This is a genomic window from Nostoc sp. (assembly GCF_036917135.1).
Lineage (GTDB): Bacteria > Cyanobacteriota > Cyanobacteriia > Cyanobacteriales > Nostocaceae > Nostoc.
Window position 1 is genome coordinate 57130 of the sequence record NZ_JBALEA010000057.1, and the last position, 12587, is coordinate 69716.

A 12587-nucleotide genomic window follows, 5' to 3' on the forward strand; every position below is an offset into this window, starting at 1 on the left:
TAATGGAAACCATTCCGATCAAAATTTCCGATGAAACCCTGCGAGATGGAGAACAACAAGCAGGCATTTTCTTCTCTTACCCAACAAAACAAAAGCTCGCCCATTTAATTGCTCAAACGGGAGTCGATGGACTCGCCATTATGCCCCGTGTTTGTGAGCAAGAAGAAGAGCTAGTCAAATCATTGATATCAGAAGGATTGGATAGTCTGATCACTGCTTCTACTTTGATGGGAAAGCAGTACATTGATCAAGCCAAGATGTACGGAGTTAAGCGCATCATCCTTTTCTACGGACTTTCTGATCGACTACTGTTTCTAAGAGATCCTCAGATCCGTTTGTTAAAGGAATTTAAAGGAAAAACCATTGATGACGATATTCCAGCAAAAGTAATCGATAGAATTCGCCAAAACGCTATTGATCTAATTGTCGAAAATTTGCGCTATGCTACTGCGATCGCTGGACTCACCGTAGACTTTGCCGCCGAGGATGCCTCAAGAGCCGATTTTGACTTTTTAGTGCAATGTATCCGCTCATGCAGTGCTGATATCGAACACTTTATGCTCTGTGATACAGTCGGAGTCTTGAGTCCAGAAAAGAGCTATGTCTGGATTAACAACCTGCTCCAATGTACAACAGGGGTTGCTTTCGGGGTACACTACCACAATGATATGGGCTTGGCTCTCGAAAATACTCTCCAGTCCGTCATGGCTGGAGCGACTTTAGTATCGGGTACATTTTGCGGCATTGGGGAACGAGCCGGAAATGTTGCCATCGAGCAGGTATTAAATGGGTTGCGAGTCCGTTTCGGAATTGAAGTCAAGGGGATTAATTATGATGCGATCGCACCTGTAACTGATTACATTGAGCAATTGGGAGTTCGTCCAGCTGCACCTTACTCTCAAACTGCTCAACGCCACGAATCAGGTATCCATATCAATTCTTTATTTTGCGACCCTCAAAGCTATGCTGCTTTCCCCTACAACACCATAGAGGTTCTCTTTGGCAAATGGAGTGGAGTGAGTAATTTTCAATATCTATTTGAAAAACAACTGCAAAATCCTCAACCAAGAAAGCAATATGAAAAAATGCGCTCAGTGATTAAATCTCTTTCTGTTGAGCAAGAACGCTACTTTACAGCTAAAGAGGTATTGGATTTATGGCAAAATGGGGCTTTTAAATAATCAATACTTTCACACATAAAAAACATTTATCCCGAATATTAATCGCTAAAATCATTATATACAGCAATCCTAAATGAGTCGTGAAAATCTCCGATTCCTCTCTCTGCGTTCTCTGCGCCTCTGCGGTTAATTTATTTTTACAACTGATTTAGGACTGCTATATAGCGCTTCTCTGTTGAGTGCAACACAGACCTAACCCCCAGCCCCTTCCCTACAAGGGAAGGGGAGTAAGATCAAAGCCTCTCTCTTCTTAGGAGAGAGGTTTGGAGAGAGGTCAAAATGTATTACATCCAAGCGAGAACTACTATAGTAAGCATTTCGTATTTGTGACTAAGTGTTATATGCAACAGTTTTTCCCCAGACTAAAGCGAAGCCTCCTGATTTTGATACTGATGTCTTTGTTGATATTGGTAATGGTGAAAATTGTCCAAAGTGCTTCATCATCAAGTAATTCCTTTCCTCAGAATTGGCAAGGTAAATGGAGCGGCACAATGTTCAACCGCTCTGTCAAAGGGCAATCTCAAACTGTACCAATGACACTCATAATTCAACCAATCTCCAATAATCCCAAACGCTATACTTGGCAAATCACTTATGGAGTAGGGGCGAAAAAGCTGGTACGTAATTATGAGTTGGTTGTTAAAGATCGTGGTGCTGGTCATTTTGTGATTGATGAGAAAGATGGAACTCTAATTGATGCGTGGTGGGTTGGAGACACGCTCTACAGTCAATTCCGAGTTGGAAATCGTTTACTCAATTCACAATATCAACGACAAAGGGATCGCCTCCGCTATAAACTTGTTACCTATCAGCCGCTAAGTTCACCGCCAGCCAAGGATTCCCAGCAAAAAGTTTCTTTCGAGAGCTACCAAATCGGGGCTGTTCAGTCTGCTGAACTAGCGATCGCCAGCGAATAATTTTCCTTAGTAGCGATCGTTGGATCGTGCTACAAGTTTATGCTTAACACTATTTTATAACTTTGTGCAGAGAATAATCGAGACTAAATAATCGAAGTTACATATTGTGAAGATACCCACATAAACTATCAAAAAATATCAATGGGCAAAACCCTATCCGTATAAGGGGTTAATTTTTTCTATCGAGACTAATATAAGAACCTTAACTGTCTTAACTGTCTTAACTGTCTTAAAAAAGATTTTCTAACCGTCTTAACTGTCCTTGCGTCTAGATGAAATTAGTGATAAGTATTAAATTGCTAAAGAAAGTTTCCCTGGAGGAAATATTATGTCTACTAACGTAGTAAAAGCATCATACCTTTAATTATTTACGCCAACTTACTACTAATTAACAAAATCTATTTGTCTAAAATATTCATGAATATTTGTAAATCAAAATAGCAATATCTAACGATTGGGCAATTGCTTCACTACGCTGCCGCTTCCTTTGCAATGATAAATATCCTCTGGCAAAATTGGGATAGTCCCTTTCTCCATATTGTTAAAATACCTGCCTAAAGCATCATAAAAATATTAACTGGCAAAACCCTACCTGTACAAAGAGCTAGTTTTTTTGAGAGTAATATAAAAATATTAATTGTCTTAACTGTCCTTGCTTCTAGATGAAATTAGTGATACATATTAAATTGTTAAAGCAAATTTACCTGGAGGTAATAGGATGTCTAGCAATACAGTAAAAGCATCTAATCTGCAAGCAGTGCCATTCTTCGCACGCTTCTTAGAAGAACAACCGGAAGATTCAGATCCCCCTAATATCTACACCTTTAAGTTTCCTTCAGATTTTGAAGATCGCTAGACTATAGCGCTCTTCAAATGAAATTAAAGGAGTAATGGTTATCAAATAACTGAAAACTACTTCTTAATAAGGCGATCACTTCCATTTAAGGGGATATTATTATATGAGAATATGGAAGCGATCGCCTCTACTTTATATCCCCGAATTACCCAATAATTCGGAGATATGAATAAAAATTTATTTAGCTAATTATTAACATCTACCTCCTACAAATTAAAACCAGAAAATTTTATGCACCTATCGCGTGACGTTGTATTATTAATCACCCATAGTGGTGATTTCTTCACAATAGATAGAGTGGCAGAAGCCTTGTCAAAGAAAGGGGTACAACCATTCCGCCTCGACACTGATAAGTTTCCCCTAGAAGTGCAATTAACAGCACACTTTGACAAATCCAAAAGCTATCACAAGCTGGAATATGGCACCCACTCTATCAGCACAGAGCAGGTGCAAGCTGTATGGATACGGCGGATATGGGAGCCAGAATTGAGTAAAGAATTGGCTCCAAAGTACCGAGAAGCCTGCATTAGAGAATCACTTGCAACCTTAGATGGTTTTTGGGACAGTCTTAAAGAAGCTAGGTGGGTAGATAATCTAGAGCGGATAAATACTGCACATAACAAACTGCGCCAACTGCGGGTAGCATCTGAGGTAGGTTTTGTCATTCCCCAGACTCTGATCACTAACAAAGCTGAGTCAGCACGGGAGTTTTTTCACCAAGTCAACGGAAAAATGGTGAGTAAGTTATTAACTGCTCTTTCCCACAGTATGGAAGCTAACTCCTCGTTCTTTCTTTACACCAGTACCGTTAAAGAAGAAGACTTGCAAGATGCCGAGTCACTGCGCTATTGCCCAATGGTTTTTCAAGAGCAAATCCCTAAACAACAGGAATTGCGGGTGGTGTATGTGAATGGCCATGTATTTGTCGGGGCGTTAGAAGCGTCTGTTTATGCAGCAGCCAAAGTTGATTGGCGTAAACCTGGTGTTGAGGTTGGTGCATGGCAACACCATCAGCTTCCTGATCAAGTAATTCATCGTCTCCAAGCCTTTATGGGTAAATTTGGGCTGTTGTTTGGAGCCTTAGATTTTATTCTCACACCATCAGGAGAATATGTCTTTTTAGAAGTTAACCCCATAGGAGAGTGGGGAATGCTGGAGAGAGATTTAGACTTGCCGATTGCCAGTGCGATCGCAGACGCACTTATTCCCTAGAAAGCAGTTAATTTAGGGTATTTTAGGCATATATCTCGATATAATTTGTCACGAAAAACATGACGCGATCGCCTAACACACTTTCCTAAAATCTAAAATCTAAAATCGAATGACAGTATTAATCATTACTTTCAGCCAAGACAACGAAAGCATTCCTCTAGTAATCAAAGAAATTGAGGCTAGAGGAAAGAAAGCATTTCGTTTTGACACAGATAGATATCCCACCGAAATTAAGTTGGATATTTACCAAGGCGATTCTGAGCGGGTAATTATTACTGATGGGAAACAGAAGCTAGATTTGAGTGAAGTGTCCTCAGTTTGGTATCGGCGGATGCGCTACGGGGCAAAAATTCCCGGCACGATGGACAAGCAATTTAGAGACGCTTCGGTTGAAGAAACTCGCCGTACTGTCAGGGGGGTGATTGCCAGCCTGAAAGCATTCCACTTTGATAAAATGTCAAATGTCGATATAACCAATAATAAACAACTACAGTTACAAGTCGCGCGAGAGGTTGGCCTTGTGACTCCGCGCACTCTGACTTCAAACAATCCAGAGGCAGTAAAGCAATTTGCTCAGGAGTGTCAGGAGCAAGGTATAGTCACCAAAATGCTTTCTTCCTTTGCCATCTATGACGATCGGGGACGAGAAAACGTTGTGTTCACTAGTCCAATTACAGATGACGATCTGGACAATCTTGAAGGACTGCGTTTTTGTCCGATGACGTTTCAGGAAAATGTGCCAAAGGCGCTGGAGTTGCGGACTACTATTGTCGGACACCGCGTATTTACTGCGGCAGTAGATTCCCAGAGTTTGGAGGGATCTACTTACGATTGGCGCAAAGAAGGGAGAGCCTTAAGTAAGAATTGGCAACCCTACGACTTGCCAGAAGATTTTGAGAAAAAGCTTCTCCAGCTAATGGCTTATTTTGGCTTAAACTATGGAGCGATCGATATTATCGTCACACCCGATGGCCGGCACGTATTCCTTGAGGTTAACCCAGTTGGGGAATTTTTCTGGATGGAGATATTTTCACCACACTACCCGATTTCTAGTGCGATCGCTGAAATTTTGCTGACTAATAAAAATTAGGAACTGGAGTAGCAATAAAATTATTTCCTATTTTCCGATCTTCCACCCTGTAGGTACTGCGTTGGAGTACTCGCAGAATACCCGAAGCAAAGGTGTCTACATCCCCTACCTCTTTTAATGTTTGGTAGTGGGATTTTATTGTGAATAGCTTTCAATTTTTCTCGGCTTTAGTTATTTGAACTCAGAAATCATGTTTTAATCAAAAGTGTCAGGATTTTAGGTAATTATCATGGACGAAATTGTGAAAAAACTAGCTGGGCTGGGTCTTCCTGGCGTAATTTTGGTGGTTCTAACAGCCGCATCAGGGGGTAGTTCCGTCGCCGTTGCTGCTACTCTCACAATGTTAGGAGGACCCTTTGGCATCGTCGGAGCTATAGCCTTACTCGGTCTAATAACCGTTGTGGGGGATATTGTTGCGGGATATGGAATAGAAGCCATTCTTCAGTCCATCTATGCAGAACGTAGCAAAACCGAATCTCTGAAATTTCTCCTGAAAGAAATTAAAGATTTACCCATTACAGAGGATCTAAAACTCAAACTTAAAAATCAACTTTCCCCCGAAATTATTACTTATTGTGAAGAAGTTAAGTCCCTAAAAACAATTGAAATAGTCGCGGTGATTATTCAACTTCAATGGTATTAAGTTAAGCGATTATTTAACTCAAATAAAAACCACTATATTTTTAGAAAATGCAAGCTCAAGTTTTTCGCGATCAACCCTCAACTAATCCTCTTGTGGTTTTTACCAGATTCTGGCAAGATGTCAGAGCGATCGCTGGGTCTTACTGGTATCCAACAGAGCCAGAAGGCAGAGCATTCTCAGACGTGATTCGCGCCTGGGGAATGCTGATTCTCCTAATTTTATTAATAATTGCGATCGTGGGTGTAACGGCTTCAAGCAGCTTCTTAAATCGCTATGTACTCAATATCGTCATTGAAGAGAGAGATATTTCTAAATATCTGGGTACGTTATGGATTTCTATACTTGTGATTGTGGTGGAAACACTTCTGATTGCATCTTCTAAATTCGTCAGAAAAAAAATTGCTCTTGATTGGTACAAATGGCTCAATAATCACACCTTAGAAAAGTATTTTAGCAAGCGTGCTTATTATAAAATAAATTTCAAATCCGATATTGATAACCCAGATCAACGTCTATCCCAAGAAATCGAACCCATTACCAGCAATGCTCTCAGCTTTTCAGCTACTTTCCTAGAGAAAATCCTCCAACTAACAAGTTTTTTAGTAATTATTTGGACAATTTCTCCACAGATTGCAATAATCCTAGTTGTTTATACAATCACAGGTAATTTAATTGCTGTTTATTTGAATCAACAAGCCAATAAGATTAATAAAGAGGAACTTGAAGTTAAAGCTGACTACAGATATGCACTGACTCATGTTCGGAATCACGCGGAATCAATCGCTTTTTTTCAGGGAGAAAATCAAGAAGCAAATATAATTCAACGCAGATTTAGTAAGATCGAGAAAAATGCCGAACGGAGGCTGAATTGGGAGATAAATCAGGATATTTTTCACAGAGCGTATCAATCTGCTATTACTGTGTTTTCGATGTTTATACTTACACCTTTATTTATTCAAGATAAAATTGATTTTGGAGAAATTAACCAAATTAGTTTAGCTTGCTTCATGTTTTCTAATGCTCTGGGACAATTAATCAGTGAATTCGGAGCTTCTGGAAGATTTTCTAGTTATGTTGAACGCTTATCTCAGCTGTCGGATGCGTTGGAAACTGTTACGAAAGAACCAGAAAAAGTCAGTACGATTAAAACAATCGAAGAAAACCGTCTGGCTTTTGAGCATGTCACCTTACAAACGCCAAACTATGAGCAGGTGATCGTCGAAGATTTATCACTGTCTGTTCAGCCTGGAGAAGGTTTATTGATTGTTGGGCCGAGTGGTCGAGGTAAAAGTTCTCTATTAAGAGCGATCGCAGGTTTGTGGAATGCAGGAAGTGGTCGTCTGTTGCGACCTCCTTTAGAAGAAGTGTTGTTTTTGCCCCAACGTCCCTATATAATTTTGGGAACTTTGCGCGAACAGTTACTCTATCCTCATACAACTCGTCAAATGAGCGATGCAGAACTCAAAGAAGTTTTGCAACAAGTTAACCTCGAAAACGTGGTGACAAAAGTTGGCGGCTTTGATGCCGAACTCCCTTGGGAGAATATATTATCATTGGGAGAACAACAACGCCTTGCCTTCGCACGATTGTTAGTTACTCTTCCTAGCTTCACGATATTAGATGAAGCAACAAGTGCTTTGGATTTAAATAACGAAAAAAGTTTATATCAGAAGTTAAAACAAAGTCAAACAACTTTTATCAGCGTGGGACATCGTGAGAGTCTATTTAATTATCATCAATGGGTTCTGGAACTTTCACAAGATTCTAGTTGGCAACTTGTAACTGTGCAGGATTATCAGCTTCAAAAAGCAACTGCTACTAATTCATCCAAAAATGGTCAAATTAAAATTGATTCTTTCCCCAATAATCAATCATCAAGTAAACCAGAAATGGGAACAATTGAAAAGCTCTCTCATCAGGAAATGAACACATTAACAGACTATTCCCTTGGCATCATCAGAAGCAAGGCTAGCGGAGGAAAGTCCATAACTACTAAAGATGGCTTGACATACCACTATGACAAAGATCCAAAGGTGTTGAAATGGGTGAGAGTTTAGGGCGTGTTTTCAAAGTCTTAGATCCCCCCAACCCCCCTTAAAAAAGGCTTGCTCAGAGTCTCTTAAAGTCCACCTTTTTAAGGGGTGACGCAGATAATATAGGTTCAAAGCGGGTGCTAGAAAAAATCGGAATGCGACTGATAGAAGCACGAGGTAAGGTATTGATATGGGAATTATCCAAAACAGAAATCATAGAGTAATTGTCTCTGCTCACACTTCTTAAAATCAGAATTATGCTAACTAAACAGCAAAGACAACTAATTACTTACGAAACTATTTCAATTTATCAACGAACCTATCAATTACCAGTTCTAAAAAATCAGGGTGTAAAAACAGTTCAAAAAAAAATTAGAGAACGTCAACAATTAATTAAAGAAGGTGTTAGATATCATCATCAGCTTGGGGGGATAATTAAGCGAAAAGAAGAAATTAGCCAGGGAGAAATTTTTGACGAAATTAAATTATTCATTAAAGACTATAGTCATCTTATTGATTTTCTAGAAAGTTATAAAGATACTTATCATAATTTTTTGTTAAATCTTACGGAAGACTTAAAGAATTTATTTAAACAAAAATATTTGGAAATAAAAAGTTTAGAAAATCAAAGAAGAAAATTAGAACTTAAAAATCATAAAACTCCGAAAATACTTGATGAACTAAGATGGGAGAAGCAAGAAAACTTTAAAGCAGTTTTACTGTTGAGCAATTCTTATTTTTTAATGCTAGAAAAAATAAGATTGCTTGGTGAAGGGATTAAACAACTTACAGAAGATACCAAAATTCAAAAAGAAATTGTCCAGCAAATAGTTAAAGATTTAGAAGTATATCAAGAACTTTACGAATATCAAATAAAAGCCTATAAGATTCGTCAAGAAATAGCAAAGATTTCCCAGACTGCAATCAATTTTGAAAATTCTTTACAAGATTACTTTAGTCCCTTTCAATCTTTAATAGATGAAGTTGTAAAAGTAGATGAATATTTCTATGCAACTGTCGGAGATATTAAAAATCTAGGGGATAATATTTTAAAGTATCAGTCAAATTTATTTAACCTGGAAAAAAGTGAGGTAATTTCTGAAAGTTTTCTCGATTTCATGGTGACAAGTTATGAGAAAAAAGCTAGATTAAAAGATGCTTTTATTCAATCTCAATTATTAGATTGGCAAATCAATAATTTTGATTTGAGCGAAAATGGCGTGTTTTTAGACAAGGGTATTGATTTAATATCAAACTATATATCCAAGCAGTTCAGCGAGCAAAGAAAACTGCTAGGCATAACAGAAGTAAATATTGTTTCTAGAGCGCCTTTATCTGCTGTTGAAGAAACAGGATTAATGGGACTGACTAATAACAATATTACCTTGATAAATAAATCTCTCAACAATACAAATATTGATTATACCCAATTGCGCGATCTTCTAGCACAGCATAAGTGGAAAGAAGCTGACATTGAAACCACTAAACTAATGCTCAAAGTCATGAGTAAGAATTATTGGAATGAAGTTTACAAGGAAGATATTGATAATTTCTCTTGTCAAGACCTCCACAGCATTGATCAACTTTGGGAACAATATAGTTATGGTTATTTCGGCTTCAGTATTCAGCAAACTATCTGGAGCGAAATGGGTGGTCAAGTAGATTATGAAACAGAAAAGAGACTCGGCGATCGCCTTGGTTGGCGAAAAGAGGGAAATTGGTTAGACTATGAGCAACTAACTTTTAAATTGTCTCCTCTGACACCAATGGGACACCTACCAGCCAATTGGTTACAATATGACCAAGATAGCTTTGATTTATCCTCAAAATCATCTACAGAACACCTTTCAATGGGAGCTTGGCGGGTAAGTTCTTGGTTAGTTTGGCAGATGCACTTATTCTTTTCTCGTGCGAAAAGTTGTAACTAAACTTTAATAATTAGTTAATCATATATTTGTTAACAATAGGAAAAATTAGAGTTAAAGCTAATTTGAGGATAAACATGGATAATAGTAAGCATTCTGATATAGAAATAGAAATTTTACTTCTAGGAAAATGGCGTTTTGATACGTATTCAGAAAAAATTACTATTGAATTTAGAGATGATATGACTTATGAGCAAACCAGGGTTCAAATGCTTCTTTTCTCTAAACCTAAAGAATTGCTAACAGGTAATAAATTTACTGGTGTGTGGTACGTAAGAGAAAAGAAATTGCATTTAAATGTTAAAACTATGCCAAAATCATTTTTTAATTTTAAGGTACCACTAGCTTTTAAGATTTCTCTTGCAGATATTGTAGCTACTTTAAGTTCTGTATTGATGCCAGAAAATTATGAAGTTATTAGAATTAATAGTTCTAAATTTCTAATAAAGGATAATGAGGAATCAGTTATTGGGACAAAATTAAACAATACTAGGAACTGGTAAAGCTTGTAAAATCATTCTGCGATCGCTCCATAACTTTGACCACACAATCAAAATCGCACCTTAACCCCAAATCTCAACAAGTACAGTATATTCTCAATAGAGTTTACATTAATCTCATAAGGGACTGAGATTCTTGAAAAGTAATGAGTAATGAGTAATAAGTAATGAGTAATGAGTAATGAGTAATGAGTAATGAGTAATGAGTAATGAGTAATGAGTAATGGGTATTTACTCATTACTTAGTCACAGCAGTTAAAACTGCCGTGAGCTACGACGAGGGGCTGAAGCCTCTGAGCTTGTCAGCAAATCGTGTTATTTGTTGTCAGTCCCCTAGATATTTATTTAGATAAACTAATAATTAGGTATACATATTTCTGAAAGACTGTATAATACTTAAACTACGTTAACTCGACCGAGAAAGTGTGCTATGCTATATAGATAGCATAGATACTTGCCAATGAAATTATTTAATCGTAAGGAAAGGATTTCATGAGCAACATACAACTGTACTTTGCCAAAGCCTCAACCTTCTCTCAACGCACCCGCGTAGTCTTATTGGAAAAAGGCATAGACTTCACGCCGATAGAAATTGACTTACAGAATAAACCAGATGGGTACACGCAGATTTCGCGCTACGGAAAAGTCCCGGCGATCAAACATGGGGATATTGAAATCTACGAGTCTGCGATCATCAATGAATATTTAGATGAAGTTTTTCCAGAACCACCTTTATTACCCCGCGATCCCGCCAAGAAAGCGATCGCCCGGATTTGGATAGACTACGCCAATACTCGCTTTGTACCTGCGTTTAACAAATTTCTGCGCGGTAAAGATACCCAAGAACAAGAACAAGGACGAAAAGAGTTCACGGAAGCACTCTTGTATCTTGAAGAAGAAGGATTAGGCAAACTGTCTAATGGTAATTACTGGTTAGGAGATCAGTTTAGCCTGGTTGATATCAGCTTCTATCCCTGGTTTGAACGTTTACCACTCCTAGAACACTTCCGCAAATTCACACTACCGGCAGAAACAACTGGTTTGCAGACATGGTGGAATTTGGTACGCGATCGCCAGTCAATTCAATCAGTAGCAAATCCTGTAGACTTTTATTTGCAAAGATTTGCCAAAGTTCTCGGTGAACCTGTTCCCGTTGGTGCAGTTCAAAAATAAGGGATGTGGCGATCAAAAACTCTTGAGTATTGACCATTAATAATTAACCAAAATCCAAAATTGGATGACCTATGAGCTTAAATAACCAAGTTCTAGACAGACAGATTTCCCAATATCTGCCATACGTAGAGGCTAACCTCACTTACTTAACCCCGATGGCAGAAAAACCTTTCAACTATACTTATGAACCCCCAGCAGGGATTCCCCGCACCAATGGAACTTATCAAACGCACAAACTGCCAATTTATAATGCTCGTTCGATCTCCAAGAACATTTCATTAGATAGAGAAGGATTTGCATTTACTAAACATTACAGCAGCGTCCGCGACTTTTACGATGAAGACGAAATACGCCGCGTTTATTACCCAGAAGCCGAGCAATTATTAAAACAGGTGACAGGTGCAACGAAGGTAGTGATATTCGATCACACCCTTCGTAACGCTGGTCAGTCAAAGCCAGGTGAGAATAATATTAAAGAACCTGCCAAGCGCATACACAACGACTTCACCGCCAAATCAGGCTATACTCGCGCCCGTTTGGAATTAGCAGCACAGGGTATAGATGGTGATGAAATTGATACACTATTGCAACAAAGATTTGCCATCATCAACCTTTGGCGAGCGATCGCCCAACCAATCCAAGAGTCACCCTTAGCAGTGTGTGATGCCCAAAGTATTATATCAACAGACCTTGTAGCTGGCGATCTCGTGTACCGCGATCGCGTTGGTGAAACCTACGCAGTTACATATAATCCCGAACATAAATGGTTCTACTTCCCGCAAATGCAAAGGGACGAGGCACTATTTATCAAGTGTTTCGACTCCGCAGAAGATGGACACGCGCGTTTTGCAGCCCATACAGCCTTTGAAGACCCCACCAGCCCAACAGACGCGCCTCCACGAGAAAGCATCGAACTACGGACATTTGTTTTTTACCCTGCATAGGTACAATGTATGGGGTATAGAAGTAATTAACAATGCCCCATACACCAACCCAGTTAAATGAGTAATGAGTAATGAGTAATGAGTAATACCCATTACTTATTACTTATTACTCA

At 38.6% G+C, this 12587-nt stretch carries 11 protein-coding genes; all 11 read left to right on the forward strand.

The window, feature by feature from the left end; genetic code table 11:
• Window positions 1–2: 2 nt before the first annotated feature.
• The 11 genes from V7K50_RS16270 (at window position 3) to V7K50_RS16320 (ending at window position 12474) form a co-directional block, all read left to right on the forward strand.
• On the forward strand, window positions 3–1181 hold the full coding sequence (locus V7K50_RS16270; RefSeq protein WP_334961695.1) for a 2-isopropylmalate synthase: 1179 nt from the start codon (window positions 3–5) through the stop codon (window positions 1179–1181).
• A 392-nt stretch (window positions 1182–1573) separates the two neighbouring features.
• Window positions 1574–2098 (forward strand): hypothetical protein, encoded by a 525-nt coding sequence (locus V7K50_RS16275; RefSeq protein WP_334961696.1) that lies wholly within the window; start codon window positions 1574–1576, stop codon window positions 2096–2098.
• A 718-nt stretch (window positions 2099–2816) separates the two neighbouring features.
• Entirely contained in the window at window positions 2817–2954 is a 138-nt protein-coding gene (locus V7K50_RS16280; RefSeq protein ID WP_334961698.1) for a microviridin/marinostatin family tricyclic proteinase inhibitor, read from the forward strand.
• Window positions 2955–3185: 231 nt separating this feature from the next.
• A complete protein-coding gene (locus V7K50_RS16285) occupies window positions 3186–4166 on the forward strand; it encodes an MvdC family ATP-grasp ribosomal peptide maturase (RefSeq protein WP_334961700.1) in 981 nt (326 codons plus the stop codon).
• Window positions 4167–4275: 109 nt separating this feature from the next.
• Window positions 4276–5256, forward strand: a complete 981-nt coding sequence (locus V7K50_RS16290; protein ID WP_334961702.1) for an MvdD family ATP-grasp ribosomal peptide maturase — start codon at window positions 4276–4278, stop codon at window positions 5254–5256.
• Window positions 5257–5485: 229 nt separating this feature from the next.
• On the forward strand, window positions 5486–5899 hold the full coding sequence (locus V7K50_RS16295; protein WP_334961704.1) for a hypothetical protein: 414 nt from the start codon (window positions 5486–5488) through the stop codon (window positions 5897–5899).
• 47 nt (window positions 5900–5946) lie between these two features.
• Window positions 5947–7956: an ABC transporter ATP-binding protein/permease gene (locus V7K50_RS16300; RefSeq protein WP_334961706.1), complete on the forward strand. Its 2010-nt coding sequence runs from the start codon at window positions 5947–5949 to the stop codon at window positions 7954–7956.
• Between the two features lie 233 nt (window positions 7957–8189).
• Window positions 8190–9860 carry a GUN4 domain-containing protein gene (locus V7K50_RS16305; RefSeq protein ID WP_334961708.1) on the forward strand — a complete coding sequence of 557 codons (1671 nt, stop codon included), beginning with the start codon at window positions 8190–8192 and terminating at the stop codon, window positions 9858–9860.
• 74 nt (window positions 9861–9934) lie between these two features.
• Window positions 9935–10360 (forward strand): hypothetical protein, encoded by a 426-nt coding sequence (locus V7K50_RS16310; protein ID WP_334961710.1) that lies wholly within the window; start codon window positions 9935–9937, stop codon window positions 10358–10360.
• A gap of 489 nt (window positions 10361–10849) precedes the next feature.
• Window positions 10850–11530, forward strand: coding sequence for a glutathione S-transferase family protein (locus tag V7K50_RS16315; protein WP_334961712.1), 681 nt, complete (start codon window positions 10850–10852; stop codon window positions 11528–11530).
• 71 nt (window positions 11531–11601) lie between these two features.
• Window positions 11602–12474, forward strand: a complete 873-nt coding sequence (locus tag V7K50_RS16320; RefSeq protein ID WP_334961714.1) for a CmcJ/NvfI family oxidoreductase — start codon at window positions 11602–11604, stop codon at window positions 12472–12474.
• Window positions 12475–12587: the final 113 nt, after the last annotated feature.